This window comes from Pseudoalteromonas sp. NS-SX12, assembly GCF_057367955.1.
The window spans coordinates 698874-716997 of the sequence record NZ_CM170634.1 but is presented as its reverse complement, the minus strand read 5'-3'; the positions used below and the strand labels follow the sequence as shown (position 1 = coordinate 716997).

The window sequence follows — 18124 nt, the reverse complement described above, 5'->3', positions numbered from 1 at the left end:
AACATAATATGCTTATACGTATTGTTGCTAAAAAAGATCCATCTACAAGGAGATTACTTTGTCTTGGTTGTTTTTGTTGTTGGCAAGTTTGGCGTGGGTGCTATTTGATTTTTGTCGAAAACGTCTGGTTGAAAATAATAGTCCTTTACTCGTTAGTTTTGTTTTTAGCTTGTTCACGTTACCTGTTTACTTGGTTTTTTGGCTGGCCACTGGTTCCTCCCAGTTGCCTCAAGTAATGGTTTATTATGTGTTTGCCAGTCTAAGTGGCTTGTTGGCAGCGCTTGGTGCGGTATCCTTTATTTCGGCGCTTGGGCGTGGACGTTTTTCTATTTTGTTGCCCATGCTCGCGCTGACGCCTTTGATTGCAGCGCTACTTAATGCAGTCGTTTTTTCAAATATTCTTAACTGGCAGGCGTATACGATTATTGGTATTTGCGCCTATGCCACGTATCGGCTGCTTGGTGAGGGTTTTGCTATTACAGAGCCGGGCGCTGGATTTATGTTACTCGCGGCATTTTCTTGGGCGGGCTGTATTTGCCTCGATCAATTTGTATTATCACATGCATCGGTGAGTTTTCATGCGTTGTGGGTTAACGTAATTATGGTCCTAGTGCTTTTTTGTTCGCTTGTTACTAGGCGAAAAAGAGCGCTGTTGCCAAAGGGGCGTAAAATCTATTGGGCGATTGGCTTATGTGGTTTTGCAGCTGCGGTACTACTGCAGTTTAGTGCACTCAGATATTTAGATGCCAGTATTGTTGAGGCGGTAAAGCGTGCGATTGGCATTGTGGCTGCGATGATTGTAGGAAGCGTGTTTTTGCGAGAAAAACTGAAACCATATCAGTATGTTTACGGCGTGATTATCATCTTTTCAGTATTAATATTTAGCTTTGTAACTGAGTAACACAGATCATTTTATAAAATTAATTTAAACTTTTTTTGAACTTCCTCAAAACGGCTATGTCTATTGAAATACAAGAAAGAGATTTCTTGTTTAGATATTTCCCTGAAGCATTAGTTGTTGATGATGCACTTTCGGCTCACATCCCTGTGAGCCTTTTTTATGCCTGTAATAAATCTAAATTTACATTTTTCTCGGCAAAATTCTTTTTTATTTCCTATATTTGAAAGTACTTACTTGAGCGTTAAATATCTCTATGGATAGCATCAAAAAACATCCGGAAATAAAGTGCTTTGTTACCGTGGCGACCATTGTGGCACAGCTAGAAGTGATTTTGACTGAAGCAAAAAGCTTATCGCTTACCTCCAAAAACGCCAGAGTTGTCGCAATTAGGGCGGGGGAGGCTGCTTTAGGCTTCAAATCGATCACCAATTTTATCAACGAATTTTCCGGGCGCACCATTCAAACAACAGAACATATTAATTTACACGCTAGCCAGTTATTTCGGCTCGCGTTACATCATTTGCGCGCTAGTCAATTTGAGCAGCACCTCGCGAATAGCCTTTCATTGTTTGATCATCCGCAAAGTCGCGCATTACACCACAAGGCGGCAGGGCAAGTGAAAGATGCCATGACAGCGCTTAAACATGAACTGCAAAACTTACAGTGGCAATTTGAAGAAATAGAACAACAAATGCGCGCAGCCGAATACATCGCAGTGACGTCGCGTGTAGAAGCGTCACAGGCAGGTGAGTTTTGTGCCAGTTTGGAATCTGTTTCAGACTATATCAGCTCCGCTGCAATGCGTATTAAAGGCGCGATAGAGACTAACCTCAGCACACTCGATGAGTTAGAAAGGGTATTTAAATGAAATCGACCGATTTATACCAAGGTAAACATCACAAATGGATTGTGTTTGGCCGCGATCAGGGAAAATCAGAAAAAATAATTGATACCAACCAATATATGATTGTGACTAACCAGCAAACCATGTTGTTAGATCCAGGTGGTATAGAATTATTTTCTGCGATGTTGGCTGGCATATTAAGTCATACTGAACTCGAGAAAGTGACTACCTTATTTGCATCACACCAAGACCCAGATATCATTTCTTCACTGGGTTTGTGGGATAAAACTATTCCAAATGCCAAGCTATACGCGCCTTGGCTGTGGGAAGGGTTTATCCGCCACTTTGGTATGGATAATATTGAATATAAGTCGATCCCCGATGAAGGACAAGAGTTGCGCTTAGATGGTGTGACGTTTCGTTTTATTCCAGCCCATTTTTTACATTCCTCGGGTAACTTTCATGTTTATGATGCTGAAGCCAAAATTCTGATGAGTGGTGATATTGGTGCTGCGCTTGAAGAGCCAGATGCCCCCATGTTTGTTGAAGACTTTGCCGAACACGCCGATAAAATGCGTTACTTTCACCAGCGCTGGATGCCGTCTAATAGCGCGAAAAAGAACTGGATTGCACGCGTACGTGAACTTGATATAGACATGATGGCGCCACAGCATGGGCGGATCTTTAAAGGTGAGGCAGTACAAGAGTTTCTTGAGTGGTTTGATAATTTGGAAGTTGGTATAGTGAATTCGTAAGTTGATAACTTGAACTCATAGTTAAAAACAATCTAACTTACTGATACATTTTAATAAAACGTGTTTCAGCGCGCTTATCTTATGCTTTTTGATATTGCCTTTTGTGTGTCAATTAATTTGGGATTCATTGCGAACCAGCATAATGCGTAGTACGTAAATTAAAACGTAATGTGTTTTTGAGTTCAGGAATACGATTAAAGGAAACGGTATGACAAGGGTTTTAGTTGGATTAGCTGTATTGTTTGCATCATTGGCATTACATGCAAAAGACCAAGGAAAAGTACAAGCGCTGTATGATTTTGACCATAAAGTGCATTATCGCCAAACACAGTTGGCTGATAACAAATACAAGCTGTCTATTCGAGAAGGCAGTTATCAAGAGTTTGCTAAACAATCTGTATTTATGTTGCGCCACAGCGCAGCGCTGTGTAAAAGCGAAAAATTTAACCTTAAGTTTGTGTCGGGAATTCAAGCGTTTGAAAAATTCCCAACAGAGCCTAGAGCAAATCCAGGCCCATTAGTTGCTGAGTTAACCTGTAGCTAATTATGCAAGTGAAATAAAGAATATGCTAACAGCATTAAAATTATCGATGTAGATTAACTACATACGGAAATTCTACTTTGTTAGCTTTTCATCATCTCGCGTTATTTCCCATTGCGTAACTAGCATAATGGATATCGCTGTTAATCTTGATAGCCCCATGGTGCAGCAGGTGGTGTAATTGGGTTAGTTAAATCAAAGTCTACTCTAAACTCGCGCCCTTCACGTACTAAGCGATAGGTATATGTCTCTGGGTAAATGAAAATTTGCCATGTATTTCCATTTGATTGTGGAATTCCTTGTTTTACAAATAACTCTTTTGAGTATTGATCGGCAGGAAAAGATTGTGCGTGTTGCCAGCCTGCATCAACCGTATGGCCGCCATACATGGTTGATACATCGTATTCACCGTTACTCATGCGGTGGTCGTGCTTTAAACTTAAACCAGAACCAGTTTTGGTAATAATCCATGTGCGTGACGCATCGTCACCAACATGAAATGGAATTTGCAGTTCAGTGTCACTGCATTTACGCACATGCATTATTAATTTTTTACCGCTGAAAGAACCATTATCTTGGTTATCAACCGTTACTTTCCCTTGGTATGCCTTACCGCAATGAGCGCGCAATTTATCGAAAAAAGCGTCATGGCTAGCAATGCTAACTTGTGGTGCTGGTTTGACTACCGCTGGGCCGAGGTTTTTTGCGCTGCTCGCTGCAAGTGCTGAGGCAGGTATTAAGCTGCTAATGAGTGCAGCCAAAGCAAATTTATATTTCATCGTGTAATTCCATATTTCTATTTGGTAGCCCAGGGGGAGCTGTAAATTAAGTTATGAGGTGATCTTTCGTAATGCTGTGGAAAAGTACACTTGTAGATAGCACAGCAAAGATCAACAGGCTCTAGCATAACATTCATTTAGCATAACAAAAGTGTGTTGAGATGAGGTTAACGACGCTCATTGTGATGAAGTTCGCAAAATAACATTTTAGCATTAGTTAAAGTTATTAATGTTTGTTGCATTTGCAACATAGGTGTTTGATTCAGAAATAAGTTTTTTAAAAACGGGTTGTGTTGTGTCTAATTTAGGTATTAAATGGCCTCGATTAAATAAATGTTACAAATATTCTAAAGCTATGCTGTTTTTAGTCGACAACATATATGCGTTAGAACAATAAATTGTTTAATCAAGCCTTATACAATTTCCCCACCGTCACTGAAGTTTAGAGGTAAAAATGTTTCAAGCCATAAAAATTAAAACTAAGTTGCAAATCCTTTCAGGGATCGCGGTAGTTTCAATGGCTGCTCTCACGTTATTAAATGTTTATATTGCAGGGAAGAAGCAAGTATTAGTGGATGCTACAGAAGATTTAATTGCTGCTGAGCGCGCTGTCGCAGATACATTGCGTATTGAAGTTAAGTTCTTGGAGAAGCCAGCGTCAGGTTTCCGTCAAGAATTAGTAAATCGAGTTGGTGAGGCTGATTCGGCCTTAACTAAACTACAACAAAAACTATCTGAGTTTGATGTAACTCCACGTGCGCTTGCTGATACAAAAGAAATGCTATCAACATTAGCGCGTGATTTTGTCAATTTAGATGAACTGTACATTGAGTATGGTTACAATCAAAATGCGGGGTTGCGTAAAGAACTACGCGGTGCCGTTCATAAATTAGAAGAACAAGCAAAAGCGACTAATCGCCTAGACATCAGTGTGTTAGTGCTGCAACTTCGCCGTAGTGAAAAAGATTTCATTATGCGAGGCGACAAAAAATACATTGCGCGTATCAACGGTACTGTTGCTGAGTTAGAAAAGCTGCTACTTATCAGCCATGATAGAAACTTAATCAGCTTATTAAAGCAGTATCAAAATGCCTTTTTGAAAGCGTCTGAGCGTTATCTTGCAATTGGTTTTAATCAAACAACAGGTTTAAAGAGCCAAGTTGCAGAAACCGAAGATAAACTAAAAATATCACTTGAAGCGCTAGGGGTTGAGTTAGAAGCTATTCAAGAAGATATCTATGCAGATGCTAAAGTTCAGCAAATTGCATTGAGTTTAATTTTGGCATTCGCACTAGTTGGCTTTTTATTTACCATCACACGCTCTGTTACAACGTCAATTGATAGTGTTATCAATGATATTGACCGCATTGCGCATTCGGGTGACTTGTCGATTAAGGTTCGCAAACACGGTAACGATGAACTGGCGATGCTGGCCGATAGTGTGAATGAATTAATGGCGAAGTTTTTATCCGTTCTACAAACCATTCATCATTCGGTTGAAATTGTAAATACAGAATCGACACGTGTAGCGCAGGTAGTGGAATCGAGTGGCCAACAACTGGTTCAGCAAAAATCGGAAGTTGAAACAGTTGCAAGTGCGGTAACTGAAATGGGCGCGGTAGCGCATGATATTGCCATTAATGCTGAAACAACCTCAAACCGTGTGGATACAGTTTCACAAAATGCGACGATTGGACAGAAGCAAATAGAAACAACTGTTGATCAAATGACCTTATTGAGTAATCAGTTGGTTGAATCTGCTGAGCAGGTTAATTTACTGCGTGAAAAGAGCAACGCAATTAACGCTGTGATGGAAGTTATTCGTGGCATCGCAGAGCAAACTAACTTGCTTGCGTTAAATGCAGCGATTGAAGCCGCGCGTGCGGGCGAGCAAGGTCGAGGTTTCGCGGTTGTTGCGGATGAAGTTCGCTCACTTGCGGTGAAAACACAAGAATCAACGCAAGAAATTACGCAGATTATTACCGACTTGCAATCAAGCACTGCGAACATTGTCGACAGTATTGAACTGTGTAAATCGCAAGGTTTAGAAACGGCTGAGCAAACAGATAAAGCGGGTAAAGCGTTTGCTGAAATTATTGCCGATATTCAGGAAATCTCAGAGATGACGTCAACCATTGCGGTGGCGGTTGAGCAGCAATCTACTGTGGCACAAGAGATAAACCAAAATATTGTACAAATCAGCGACTATGCAGATGAACTAGCAAATAGCTCATTGGCTAACTCTGAAGCCTCAAATCAGGTTTCACATCAAGCTGATGAGCTCGATAATGCAATAAAGTGGTTCAAAATTTAACTAAAAAATTAAATGGTTAGAGTAAAAGCGAGGTTAGTAATAGCCTCGCTTTTTTATTGCTTTTTAGAATATCTTGGTTAACTTTAATACAGTGCTCACAAACAATAAGGAAAAAGACATGGCAAGTTACACAAAGCACCAAGCAGGCACATTTTGCTGGACGGAATTATGCTCTCGCGATTGGGCGTCAGCGAAAGCATTTTATACTCAACTATTTGACTGGCAACATGATGATCAGCCGATAGGTGATGATTTGTATTACACCATGCTGCAACTTAATGGCAAAGATATTGGTGCCATGTACCAAATGGAAGCAGAGCGTTTAGAGCAGAAAGTCCCGAGTCATTGGCTAAACTATATTGCGGTAGATAATGTTGATGAAACGGTTGAGAAAGCCAAGCAAGCAGGTGCACGTGTCATTGCTGGCCCTCATGATGTTATGGATGCAGGGCGCATGGCGATGTTCTTTGAGCCGAACGGAGCAATGTTTGCGATATGGCAAGGTAATCAGCATTGTGGTTCACAAATCAAAAATGAAGCGCGCAGTGTGTGTTGGAACGAGCTTGCATCAAAAGACGCAGAGGCAAGCCGACAGTTTTATTCATCTGTATTCGGCTGGCAATATAAAGTTGAAGATATGGATGGTATGCCATACACCATTTTTATGTTAGGTGATGAAGAAATTGCGGGCATGCTGGAAATGAATGAAGAGTGGGGCGATATGCCAGCACACTGGATGACTTACTTCCAAGTAACCAATTGTGATGAAACCTTAGCAAAAGTAGAGGAGCTGGGTGGTACCGTATGCGTACCTGCAACCGACGTGCCCAATGTTGGTCGTTTTAGTGTGATCAACGACCCTCAAGGCGGATTTTTATCTGTGATTGAAATGTAGCAACCTATTTATCAAGGGCTTGTATTTTACCTAAAAGATACCAATGTTTATTGGTATCTTTTTTATTGGGAAAAAATTATGACACAACACGTGGTTATTACGGGCGCAAACCGTGGTATTGGGCTTGCGTTTGTTGAGCAATATATTGCACAAGGTTTTAATGTGACTGCTGTAGTACGCACTGCAAGTGAAAAACTTAATGCAAGTGGCGCAAACGTGATTGAGGGAATCGATGTTGCAAATGCAGATGATATTGCCAAACTTAAAACGCAACTTGGTGATCAAGCAATTGATATTCTAATAAATAATGCGGGGGTGTTTCATAATGAAAGCCTAAGCAATATGGATTTTTCGAACCTAGAGCAGCAAATTAATATTAATGCGGTTGCGCCAGTCCGCGTGACGCATGCACTGCAATCAAACTTGCGTGCTGGCAGCAAAGTGGCAATGATCACAAGCCGTATGGGGTCAATTGAAGATAATGGCTCAGGCGCATATATTGGTTATCGCATGTCAAAAGCCGCGCTCAATGCCGCGAGTAAAAGTATGGCGATTGAACTTGCATCGCGTGATATTAGCCTAGCAATTTTACATCCAGGTTTTGTACAAACCGCAATGGTAGGCTTTGCTGGCGATATCACACCTGAGCTTGCTGCTAGTCGTTTAACTACGCGCATTGATGAACTAAATTTAAATAACACAGGTACTTTTTGGCACTCGAATGGCGAAGTGTTGCCTTGGTAATTTAACGTTCTACCGGGCTGGGTAAATCAAGTAACAGCGCAAAGCTGTAAAGCATGGTTTGCTCCGCCTCGGTTAATTGATTATCCCACTTGGCTGTAAACTCGATAGCTTGCAAAAACGCATTGCGATTTTTTAGTGGTAAACGAGTGAGTACAGCAAAAAACTGATGTGCGTGCTCAATATTAAACAGATTAAACTCAATTACCTCCAACCCTTTCATATTAAACTGCTGACACGTTGCTTTAAACGCTTGCTGTTGCTCATGTTCAGATTCGTGACCAATCGCTGCAATTAAACTCACAAAGTACCGCCATACGAGAATTAGTTTTTTGCTATTACGAGTGGTAACGGCAAGGGTACGTTTCGCTTTAGTGACTTGCATTAAGATAATTTCTAAATACAACCAAGTAATTAAATGCTGATTGCGTTGCTTGGTATTTGTTTTAGGCGCTGGATTTTTTTGCTTAACAATTTGCCAGCACAACTCAGTGAAGTCGTGTTTTTGTTTTTCCCCTAGGCTGGTAATACTTGGCGATGCTAACTCGATAAGTTGAAAGCGTTCGTTTTCAGATAGTTTAGCAAGTTCGCTTTCGGCGCAATCAAGGGTATATGCATCAACGTAGTGTGATGCTAATAAGCAATTTAGTTGTAAACTTCGTAACTCAAACTCGTCACTAATTAATAAAAGAGGAATAAGTGTAAAACACGCGTAAGGGTCGTGTACTAAATGCGATAGTTTGTCTGATAAATGACTGGTATCGGCAGTGATGGTTTGATTGATTATAGGCGTGCTGTTTTCAGTTAAAAACTCGCGTGTTGCGCTTAATTGCATTGCTTGGTAGTTGGCAACACTAGGCCTTTCACGAAAACCAGTACTTGGCGGTTGCCAACTTGGGTCTAGCTTAGCAATTCGTTTAACTATTGGCGGATGAGTCGAAAATGAACTTATCCAAGGGGTTCTTATTTGATTAAAAAATAAATGGCTGTATTGATGAAAGTGAGCATTGCGATGTGGCTTTCGAAGTCCTGCGGCTACTTTCAGCGCATCTGCGAGCGCTGCTGGATTACGATTTAACTGACAGGCGCTGGCATCAGCCAGATATTCACGGCGACGGCAAATCGCAGCTTTAATAAAATCGGCCATTAATGTGCCAACATAGCCGTAACAAATGAGCATAAGTGCAATTACCAACTCCAAGCCACCAGAGCCTTTAGAGTTACCACGCCCTGCAGCGGCGGCACGCTCGAGTATCCACTCACCTGCTAAACCGATAAAACTAATAGCAAAGGTAGCTGCAACTAATCGGTTATTCAGTTTTATATCACCATTAACAATATGACTAAATTCATGGGCGACAACCGCTTGTAGTTCGTCACGGGTTAGTTTTTCAAGTGCACCTCGGGTTACCGTAATCACTGCATTATGGCTGTTATGACCCGCCGCAAATGCGTTTACTTGGTTATGATGCAATTGTAGGTAAACGCGAGGTACTGTGGTACGTGCTGCTATTGCCATTTCTTCAACCACATTGAGCAATTGCTTTTCTAACGGATGAAAGGTGTTGGGCTGTATACGTGTTGCACCTAATTGCTCAGCAATTTTGCTGCCACCCGTACGCAGTTGGCGGTATTTATAAATGCCCGTAGTAAAAATAAGTATTGCAGTAACGAGTGCTGATGGAATATGCCATTGATATGGATTTTGTGCACGAAATACATCCCAACCTTGGTACAAAATAAGGTTTAGATTACTGGCTATTCGGGCATCGAAAATAAGACCAAAAAACCATTGTGCAAGCAACACAATTAGGCCAACGGCAATGCAAAACAAGCAAACCAGCATAGCGCTGGCACGTCGGTTTGCAGCTTGTTGCTGAAAAAAGTTTTTCATTAATTAAAGTTGTACAGAGGGGGCTTGTCGTATACTGGTTTTTTCTAGCTCTAACACGCTGGCATCATTTTTGTGGCCAAATTTAGCTGCGACTAAGTTGTTTGGAAAGCTTTGTTTGTAGGTGTTATATTGCATAACTTCATCGTTATAAGCCTGGCGCGCAAAGGCTATTTTATTTTCTGTTGAAACCAGCTCTTCATGTAAATCTTTTACCGTTTCGTTGGCTTTTAATTCAGGGTAATCCTCAATCGTAATCTGTAAACCTGACAGTGCCTGCGTTAAGGTGTTTTCAGCGTTAGCTAATTGTTTAATCAGTGCACCATTGTTTGGGGCTTGTTTTGCCTGCTCTAAACAACTTAACGCGGCATTTCGCGCTTTGGTGACTTGCTCAAGCGTACTGCTTTCATGTTTTAAGTAAGCTTGGCAGGTGTTGACTAAATTTGGGATTAAGTCATGACGTCGGTGTAGCTGTACATCAATTTGTGCAAAAGCGTTAATCACGTAATTGCGATACTTAACGAGTGTATTAAATATCACAATAACAAACACCGCTAATAACGCGAGTATAAGTAATAAAATACCAATAGTTGAGAAGAAGTTATCAATTACACTGGTCATTAAATTTCCTTGAGAAATGTCTCTAAATTGTCAACACAATGGCTAAAAGCGCCAAAAAATTCAACTATTTTGCTATCATATCGGCAATTACCCAAATTTAATACGAGAACAATATGGCAGATGATACGCTAGCGACCGAAAATATAGATATTCCAGTGTTTTTTTTGGCGCCTGAGATGCCTATTACGCAAGACGCAGAACCTGCGTTTTTTGTTTCAGTGGCACTTACCGAAATGGTAATGGCTGAAATGTGCCAAAAAATTACCGATGAAGAAACACATACGGTATTTCTAACAGATTACGCGTTTAACGACGTAACAGCCGATTGGCAGCGTGCAGTGACAAATATTGAATCAGTGCAATTGCACCTTAAAAAAGGCCCGCAATTAGCGGTGATGGTTTGCAGCGAAAACGAACAACAGTTTATTTCACCATGGTTGGAGTTTGCTCCTGAGTTTGATTTAGGACTTGATGACGAGGACGTTGAGTAAATGAAAAAGTTCGTTGTTTTATTTTTCATAATTGTGGTTTCTGGCTGTACAGCTTTGGCGGTCAATAACTGGCATAACAAATATGGCAAACCTGAAGTAAAACAACGAATAGTTGCGCATCACAGCAGTGATGGGCAATTTTATCAGAGTGCGGTAAAACCCGTATTAGAAAGCCGTTGTGTGGTGTGTCACGGCTGTTATGATGCGCCTTGCCAGTTAAAGTTAACATCGGCAGCCGGTATTGACCGCGGTATTAGCAAAGAACTCGTTTACGATGGTACGCGATTAGTCGCAGCAAAGCCTCACCGACTATTTATTGATGCAGATTCAACGTCTGAATGGCGAGAACTTGGTTTTTCACCGGTTTTAAACGAATACCCCGAGTCACCAGCGAACAACCTGGCAGCTAGTTTGCTCTACAATACATTACTTGTTAAAAAATCAAACCCATTGCCACAAGTGGCGCAGCTTGGTGATGAATATGATTTTTCGCTAGATAGAACGGCGACCTGTGCCAGTATTGAAAGCTATCAGCAAGTCGCTGAGCATCAACCTTCACTGGGTATGCCTTATGGTTTTCCTGCTATTGATGATAGCGAATTTAACGTGCTGCAGCATTGGTTAATGCAGGGCGCAAAAATGACCAATTTAGCGCCAGTGGACCAGTTTACTGCACAGCAGGTTGAAAAGTGGGAAGCATTTTTAAACCAAGCACCTGCTAAGCATCAACTTATGGCGCGCTATATTTATGAGCACTGGTTTTTAACAAATATTTATTTCAGTAACGCTAAAGAGCAGCATTTTTTTAAGCTGGTGCGTTCGAAAACACCACCGGGCGAACCAATTGATGTAATTGCAACACGCAGGCCATTTGATGAGCCAAATGTGGCGCGCGTGTATTATCGCTTACAGCGCAATCAAGCCAGCATATTGGCGAAAAACCATATTCCATTAGCACTGAATAACAAAGAGTTAGCGCGATTGCATCATCTGTTTATTGCAACCGATTATACCGTGTCGGAATTGCCTAGCTATGCAGTAGATGTTGCCTCAAACCCATTTAAAAGCTTTGCTCAGATCCCGACCAAAGTGAAGTACCAGTTTTTACTCGACCATTCACAAACCATTATTATGGGCTTTATTAAAGGCCCGGTTTGTCGTGGCCAAGTGGCACTAAATGTAATTAATGACCACTTTTGGGTGGCATTTGTTGAACCCAAACGTGTTGCCAATGCCAATATGGATGAGTTTTTTCATCAAGTAGATGATTTATTGGCAATGCCGGCAGAGGAGCAAAGTAATGCGCTGCCAATTAGCAGTTGGGTTAAATATGCCAGATTACAAGCTAAGTTTTTAGCGCGCAAAACAGCGAAAATGAATGAGTCGTTTGCTGGTGGCAAAGGGCTTGATATGTCGCTGCTTTGGCAAGGTGAAGGGCATAATGATAATGCCGCACTGACTATTTTCCGCCATTTTGATAGTGCCACTGTAGTTAAAGGGTTGGTTGGGCAAGCACCAAAAACTATGTGGGTACTTGATTACAGCTTATTTGAACGCATTCATTATCTGCTGGTGGCAGGGTTTGATGTGTACGGTAATGTTGGGCATCAATTGGTAACACGCCTATATATGGACTTTTTACGTATGGAAGGAGAGCAAAACTTCTTAGCGTTTTTGCCGTTAGAAGAGCGCAAAAAGTTACGCAATCATTGGTATCGAAAAGCGCCCAAAAATTTAGTTGAGCATTTAGAGTCTAATGCCCAGTTTAACCAAGAAACAGGCATTAAATATCAAACTAATGCGCCAAAAGCGGAACTTTACAGCAATATTAAGCAGCATTTGTCAGCAGTGTTAAACACGCGACATGAGCTGGCAAATGAAGAAATTAGCCAAGCACTTGGGGAGCTTAATTCGCTGCCAAATGCAGCAGTGCAGCAACTTGCACAAATCTCGTTTATTTTAGTTAAGCAACAAGGCCAGCATAAAGCCTTTAGTCTGCTGCATCATAATGCACACTTTAATATTTCAAGCCTACTTAACGAAGGTGCGCAGCGTGCACCACGCGAAGACACAGCAAGTTTGGTAAATGGTTTTATTGGTGATTACCCTGCGGTGCTGTTTTATCTTGAGCAGCATCAGGTGAATGAGTTTGTAACGCAATTTAGCAAGGTGAAAACAGAGAAAGACTACATTCAGCTAAAAACGCAGTTCGCAATTAGGCGTACACATCCCGAGTTTTGGCGTTATAGCGACATTCTGCATAAAACAGCCAAACAGAATTTACAAATTGAATACGGAATCTTTGATTACAATCGTTTTGAGAACAAATAGTTAATCTGCTTTATTGGTTTTATCTTTGTGAAACTGATGTAAACAACATGCTAACACTTGATTTGTTCCTAAAAAATTTGGCAAAATCCTATAGTTCGTACTAGTTGAGAATAACAATGAAGATTTTACTAGCGATAAGCATTCTTTTATTACCTTTTTTTGCCCAAGCTGAGAAAGTTCAGCGTAAATGTTACAGCTCTGATGGCACCGTAAAATTCACAACACGTCGTTGCGGACCAGGTGAACGCGAAGAAATTGTTAATAGTGGTCAGTCACTTACACAATTCGCTCAAAAAGCCAGCAACAAAGTGAGCGCTTTAGGTTCGGGATTAGATAATTCTGATCTGACTTATTTTTTAACGCAAAACTACTCACAAACTGCGTGGAGTGAAAATATTGTGCGCAGTTACCTTGAGCCTGAGCAGGCGGTTGTTGTGGTTGATACCTTTCGTATCTATAAGTTAGAGGAAATTTGCCAAGCCACTATGCAGTGGATTGACCGCTACCCACACTCTCGTTTTGATTTGTCATCAATGCGCCTTGAATTTAATACGGGTGAAACCTTTGATGCGCGTTATGTGAAGAAATCACAGTGTGATTTTGAGCTGAGACAGTAATCGCTTTTTGATACACTAAGCCCAATTTAATTTTAGAGAAAGATTATGTCTGCCAATGTAAACAAAATTTGCACTATGCTAGAAATGCAAAACGCGATGAATACTAAAGTCCATGCCGAGTGGTTTAATCAGGGATTTGAGTGGTATCGTGCGATTTGGGTTGAGTGTGCTGAAATGCTAGACCACTACGGTTGGAAGTGGTGGAAGAAACAAACACCTGACACTGAACAAGTAATTCTTGAGCTGGTAGATATTTTCCACTTTGGTTTATCGCTTCGAATCGATGGCGAAACAAGTTACCAAGAGTTAGCAGAGCAATTAACTGCTGAACTAGAAAAGCCGACTCAAGCTGATGATTTTAAGCAAACACTAGAACTACTTGCTGCAAGTGCCGTAGCAAACAAGACATTTGATGCGGCTGCATTTGCCGGTTGTATGGCGCAAATTGGTATGGATATCGACGATTTATATCGTGGTTATGTTGGTAAAAACACACTTAACTTTTTCCGCCAAGATCATGGCTATAAAGATGGCAGCTACATTAAAGTGTGGAACGGTCAAGAAGATAACGAACACTTAGTTGAAGTAGTTAAATCACTCGACATTAATCAAGAGAACTTTGCTGAGCTGGTATACAAAGGCTTAGAGGCTCGCTACCCAGCGTAAGTTATAAAACAAATTAAAGAGTACAAAAAGGCCACTAATGCGGCCTTTTTTATGAGTTAAGTTATCGGCAGTAAAGTGCGGTAGTCTTCAATTGATAAGTAGTTATCAATAGTGCGGATTGCTTTGGTGGAATCTGGGTTTGCAACTGCAAGAAGGTGTTTAATACCAAACTGTTTTGCCGCATCAAGCACAGGCAAGCTGTCATCTACAAACAAAGTTCTGGTTTTATCAAAGCCAAGCTGTTGCTCCACTTGTTGCCACAAGCGCTGAGATTCTTTACTTACGCCAAACTCATGGGTTGAAATAAGCGCATCTAAATGCACATCAAAAGCTGTTTGTTCAATTTTGAGTGACAGGCTATCTGGATGCGCATTGGTCAGTAAAATAAGTTTTTTTCCGGCTTCTTTAAGCGCTTTTAAAAAGTCAGGCACGTCTTCTCGAATGCTAATTAAGTGCTTAATTTCTTGCTTTAGCTCGACAATTGGCAAATCGAGTTCCTGCTGCCAATAATCTAAGCAATACCACTGTATTTGTCCTTCCACTTGTTGGTATTTTTCTGACAGCTGTGCAAACGCTTGTTGTTTAGTGATACCGTGTTTTTCTGCAAGTTTTTGTGGGATTAGTTCAAGCCAATAATGGTTATCGAAATGAAGGTCTAATAATGTGCCGTCCATATCAAATAAAACGGTATCGATTTCCTGCCAATTTAACATAGGTTTTTTAGTTTAAAAGTTTTATTATAAATTTAGACTGTAGTTTAACAGAGTTTCAAGATGGCCGAGAATAAAGGATTAACACTCCCCCAAATTACAAATGTTACCGAGGTGTCGCACAGTAAATTGTTTACGGTAGAAGCGATGGACTTAACTTTTTCAAACGGCGTTAAAAGGCAATATGAAAGGGTAAAAGGCGGAGGCCGAGGTGCGGTGCTTGTAGTGCCTGTGGATAGTGAAAATAATCTAATATTAGTGCGAGAGTACTGTGCAGGTACCCATGACTATCAACTCGGGTTCCCAAAAGGTCTAATTGATCCTGGTGAAACAGCGGTGCAAGCTGGTAATCGTGAGCTAAAAGAAGAGGCTGGATTTGGTGCAAAGCAACTTGCTGAGCTAAAGTTAGTATCGTTAGCTCCGAGTTATTTTAACGCCAAAATGCACATATTGTTGGCGCAAGATTTATACCCCGAGAAGTTAGAGGGGGATGAACCTGAACCACTTGAAGTTGTTAAGTGGCCGTTAAGCGATTGGCAAACACTATTACAGCAAACCGACTTTACCGAAGCGCGCAGCGTTGCTGCACTATTATTAGCAAAACAGTATTTATCTTAATTTAATTTACAGTAGTACCGAATGAAAGAATTTATTGAGCCTTGTATTGAAATAGCGCGACAAGCAGGCGACGCTATTTTAGATGTATACCATCAAGATGACATTCAACTATGTGAAAAGTCAGATAACACGCCTGTAACAAAAGCAGATTTAGCGGCAAATGAGGTGCTATTAGCGGGTTTAAAAGCGCTAGCACCAGATATCCCGATTATGTCCGAAGAAACGCCAATTCCTGCGCTTTCTGACCGTGAATCGTGGCAGCGATACTGGCTGCTCGATCCGCTAGATGGCACAGGTGAGTTTGTGCTTAAAAGTGGTGACTTTGCAGTAAATATTGCGCTTGTTGAAAACAATAAACCGGTGTTTGGCGTTATTTTTTGGCCAACCGAAGGGGTTACATATTGGGCGATGCAAGGTGTTGGTTCATTTAAACGTGAAAATGGCGAAGATGTTCAGCTGCAAGTTCAAAAGCAATCTCAATTAAAGTTAGCTGTGAGTAGGCGACAAAATATTGCAACGGTAAGTCAGTACATTGACTCAGAGTTTGATACTTTGCCATTAGGTTCGTGCTCATTAAAAGCGTGTGCAATCGCTGAAGGACGTGCTGATGCTTTTATGCGAATAGGGCCAACTGGAGAGTGGGACACTGGCGCATCACAAATAATTGTGGAAATGGCAGGTGGTAAGCTTTTTGATGCGGAATTCAATCCTATTACCTATAACCAGCGCGAAACGACTGAAAACCCTGACTTTATTATTACGGGCGATCAAAGTTACCCTTGGCAAGAAATGATCAAACCGCATAAGCGTTGATGCTAATTTGAGCGGTTAAACAGTTTTTAAAAGAAAAAACTTGCATAACTGTCATAAATCCTTATTATAGCGCCTCACTTAAGCAGCAAAGCTTAAGAATACAGGCGCGGGATGGAGCAGCCTGGTAGCTCGTCGGGCTCATAACCCGAAGGTCGTCGGTTCAAATCCGGCTCCCGCAACCAACTCTTTGGTAGCCAATTCTTTTAGAATGAATTAAAACTTCTAAGGCTTGTTCACGTTCGTGAACCATTCTGACGCGGGATGGAGCAGCCTGGTAGCTCGTCGGGCTCATAACCCGAAGGTCGTCGGTTCAAATCCGGCTCCCGCAACCATTTCTTAATAATTCAACTTTTCAGTTTATTTAGATAGTTTTCTTCTCTAGAAATAACCCCTTTATATTTAACGCTTTTAGCTTTGCGGCAAATATCATTGGCGCTTAGTATCGCGTTAAGTTGAATTCATTAAGTCGCAAACTATTAATTTTCTATGAAATACCTTTCAAATAAAGCGTTAGTCTGAGCATATCTTTATGCTGAATTCCATTTTCGAAAATTGGCTCAGGATAGTTGTCTAAAAAGTGGTTTTTAATCACACTTTCAACACGAAACCCTAATTTTTGATAAAAGCTAAGTTGATGGCCAAAAGTTCCAGTGCCTAATTCAATAATTTCAACGCCTTTGTATTTTATCTCGGCAATCGCATATGCCAGCAACTTAGAACCGATCCCCTGTGCTTGATGAGTTGGCTGCACCGCAATATTCATTAGTTCAATAGAGGTGTGTGAGCGTCGTTGAAAGATACAAGCAGCAGTTACAGTATTATCGATAACTGCGGCAAAGCAGATGCCATTTGCTAAATATGCCTGTACTTTTTCAATGTTTGGATCGGCTTCGAGTAAAAGAGCTAAAGGAAGCTTTTCAGGCTCAATGGGTATTAGCTGCATCAGAGTTACTTACTTTGCGTGAAATGTTTTACCAGTAACTGATAGGCATGGTTTGCTCTAATGTAGTCACTAGTATGCTGGTTATTTTGTTTATCTGGATGTGATGCGAGTGCGATTTTATACCAAGCACGCTTTACCTGTTTCAAATTAGCGTCACGAGCTAAGCCAAGCGTGTTAAATGCTGTAGTTAAATCATCTGATGTTATTGTGCTATGTTCAGCGTAGTACTGCCAAAAGTTATCCAGTAACTGGTTTATTTCATCGTTTGAGATAGCGATATTGTTAAAGTTTAAATAATACTCTGACAGCGTAGGGTTATGACTTGTAACTTGGTTTTCTTGATACTTAACAAGCCTTATATTGATTGACTCAATAATTAAACTATACCCTAACTCTTTTGCATCATGTTGAAGGTTGAATAGGGCATTCATTACCAGAAAGTTTTGCTTAAACAGGTTTTGCTCTGGGTTTGAATCTAGGGTGTGTAGTAGCTTTTGTTGCTTTAATTGGTTAAAAAGCGCGTTGAGTTTGCAATTCGGGTATTGTAAAAGCGTCGCTAAAATAGCTTGTTGCAGTGTTAATGAGAGTGCTTCAAAGTTGCTATTCAAAATGTTCACTTCCTGTTTTAACACTTGCTGAGAAAGTCAGGCGAC

At 40.9% G+C, this 18124-nt stretch carries 19 protein-coding genes and 2 tRNA genes; 15 read left to right on the top strand and 6 right to left on the bottom strand.

From position 1 onward, the window contains the following. Window positions 1–58 precede the first annotated feature (58 nt). The 4 genes from AC2IOM_RS03425 (at window position 59) to AC2IOM_RS03410 (ending at window position 3044) form a co-directional block, all read left to right on the top strand. Window positions 59–901, top strand: coding sequence for an EamA family transporter (locus AC2IOM_RS03425; protein WP_486359133.1), 843 nt, complete (start codon window positions 59–61; stop codon window positions 899–901). Window positions 902–1154: 253 nt separating this feature from the next. Then, complete coding sequence (locus AC2IOM_RS03420) at window positions 1155–1769, top strand: chemotaxis protein (RefSeq protein WP_232732213.1); 615 nt, start codon at window positions 1155–1157, stop codon at window positions 1767–1769. Then, window positions 1766–2500 carry an oxygen-binding di-iron domain-containing protein gene (locus AC2IOM_RS03415; RefSeq protein WP_486359132.1) on the top strand — a complete coding sequence of 245 codons (735 nt, stop codon included), beginning with the start codon at window positions 1766–1768 and terminating at the stop codon, window positions 2498–2500. Before AC2IOM_RS03420 ends, AC2IOM_RS03415 begins: the two co-directional genes overlap by 4 nt. Window positions 2501–2708: 208 nt before the next feature. Continuing rightward, a complete protein-coding gene (locus AC2IOM_RS03410) occupies window positions 2709–3044 on the top strand; it encodes a hypothetical protein (protein WP_486359131.1) in 336 nt (111 codons plus the stop codon). Window positions 3045–3184: 140 nt separating this feature from the next. Here the strand turns inward: AC2IOM_RS03410 and AC2IOM_RS03405 are convergent, their stop codons facing one another. Then, window positions 3185–3820, bottom strand: coding sequence for a hypothetical protein (locus tag AC2IOM_RS03405; RefSeq protein ID WP_486359130.1), 636 nt, complete (start codon window positions 3818–3820; stop codon window positions 3185–3187). A 517-nt stretch (window positions 3821–4337) separates the two neighbouring features. On the opposite strand from AC2IOM_RS03405, the gene AC2IOM_RS03400 reads away from it, so the two are divergent. The 3 genes from AC2IOM_RS03400 (at window position 4338) to AC2IOM_RS03390 (ending at window position 7773) form a co-directional block, all read left to right on the top strand. Continuing rightward, a complete protein-coding gene (locus AC2IOM_RS03400) occupies window positions 4338–6134 on the top strand; it encodes a methyl-accepting chemotaxis protein (protein WP_486359129.1) in 1797 nt (598 codons plus the stop codon). Between the two features lie 118 nt (window positions 6135–6252). After that, complete coding sequence (locus AC2IOM_RS03395; RefSeq protein ID WP_105170353.1) at window positions 6253–7029, top strand: VOC family protein; 777 nt, start codon at window positions 6253–6255, stop codon at window positions 7027–7029. 78 nt (window positions 7030–7107) lie between these two features. Beyond that, complete coding sequence (locus AC2IOM_RS03390) at window positions 7108–7773, top strand: SDR family oxidoreductase (protein WP_486359128.1); 666 nt, start codon at window positions 7108–7110, stop codon at window positions 7771–7773. Window position 7774: 1 nt separating this feature from the next. Here the strand turns inward: AC2IOM_RS03390 and AC2IOM_RS03385 are convergent, their stop codons facing one another. Together AC2IOM_RS03385 and AC2IOM_RS03380 are read right to left on the bottom strand one after the other, a co-directional pair. Continuing rightward, window positions 7775–9664, bottom strand: coding sequence for a M48 family metallopeptidase (locus AC2IOM_RS03385; protein ID WP_486359127.1), 1890 nt, complete (start codon window positions 9662–9664; stop codon window positions 7775–7777). Between the two features lie 3 nt (window positions 9665–9667). After that, on the bottom strand, window positions 9668–10282 hold the full coding sequence (locus AC2IOM_RS03380; protein WP_010562197.1) for a LemA family protein: 615 nt from the start codon (window positions 10280–10282) through the stop codon (window positions 9668–9670). Window positions 10283–10395: 113 nt separating this feature from the next. Between AC2IOM_RS03380 and AC2IOM_RS03375 the strand changes: the two genes are divergently transcribed. The 4 genes from AC2IOM_RS03375 (at window position 10396) to AC2IOM_RS03360 (ending at window position 14387) form a co-directional block, all read left to right on the top strand. Continuing rightward, window positions 10396–10773: a C-type lectin-like domain-containing protein gene (locus AC2IOM_RS03375; RefSeq protein WP_010562196.1), complete on the top strand. Its 378-nt coding sequence runs from the start codon at window positions 10396–10398 to the stop codon at window positions 10771–10773. After that, window positions 10774–13104, top strand: a complete 2331-nt coding sequence (locus tag AC2IOM_RS03370; RefSeq protein WP_486359126.1) for a fatty acid cis/trans isomerase — start codon at window positions 10774–10776, stop codon at window positions 13102–13104. 116 nt (window positions 13105–13220) lie between these two features. Then, window positions 13221–13721: a hypothetical protein gene (locus AC2IOM_RS03365; RefSeq protein WP_486359125.1), complete on the top strand. Its 501-nt coding sequence runs from the start codon at window positions 13221–13223 to the stop codon at window positions 13719–13721. Between the two features lie 45 nt (window positions 13722–13766). After that, window positions 13767–14387 carry a dUTP diphosphatase gene (locus tag AC2IOM_RS03360; protein ID WP_100912440.1) on the top strand — a complete coding sequence of 207 codons (621 nt, stop codon included), beginning with the start codon at window positions 13767–13769 and terminating at the stop codon, window positions 14385–14387. 56 nt (window positions 14388–14443) lie between these two features. On the opposite strand, the gene yrfG is transcribed toward AC2IOM_RS03360, so the two are convergent. After that, window positions 14444–15100: a GMP/IMP nucleotidase gene (gene yrfG / locus AC2IOM_RS03355; protein ID WP_486359124.1), complete on the bottom strand. Its 657-nt coding sequence runs from the start codon at window positions 15098–15100 to the stop codon at window positions 14444–14446. A 60-nt stretch (window positions 15101–15160) separates the two neighbouring features. Between yrfG and nudE the strand changes: the two genes are divergently transcribed. The 4 genes from nudE to AC2IOM_RS03335 all read left to right on the top strand — a co-directional run bounded on the left by nudE (window position 15161) and on the right by AC2IOM_RS03335 (window position 16860). Then, window positions 15161–15715: an ADP compounds hydrolase NudE gene (gene nudE / locus AC2IOM_RS03350; protein WP_100912442.1), complete on the top strand. Its 555-nt coding sequence runs from the start codon at window positions 15161–15163 to the stop codon at window positions 15713–15715. Between the two features lie 21 nt (window positions 15716–15736). Continuing rightward, on the top strand, window positions 15737–16528 hold the full coding sequence (cysQ, locus tag AC2IOM_RS03345; RefSeq protein ID WP_054980471.1) for a 3'(2'),5'-bisphosphate nucleotidase CysQ: 792 nt from the start codon (window positions 15737–15739) through the stop codon (window positions 16526–16528). Window positions 16529–16633: 105 nt separating this feature from the next. Next, window positions 16634–16710, top strand: a tRNA-Met gene (locus AC2IOM_RS03340). A gap of 73 nt (window positions 16711–16783) precedes the next feature. Next, window positions 16784–16860, top strand: a tRNA-Met gene (locus AC2IOM_RS03335). 152 nt (window positions 16861–17012) lie between these two features. Here the strand turns inward: AC2IOM_RS03335 and AC2IOM_RS03330 are convergent. Then, entirely contained in the window at window positions 17013–17471 is a 459-nt protein-coding gene (locus AC2IOM_RS03330; RefSeq protein ID WP_486359123.1) for a GNAT family N-acetyltransferase, read from the bottom strand. Window positions 17472–17476: 5 nt separating this feature from the next. Beyond that, window positions 17477–18079, bottom strand: a complete 603-nt coding sequence (locus AC2IOM_RS03325; protein ID WP_486359122.1) for a DNA-J related domain-containing protein — start codon at window positions 18077–18079, stop codon at window positions 17477–17479. Window positions 18080–18124: the final 45 nt, after the last annotated feature.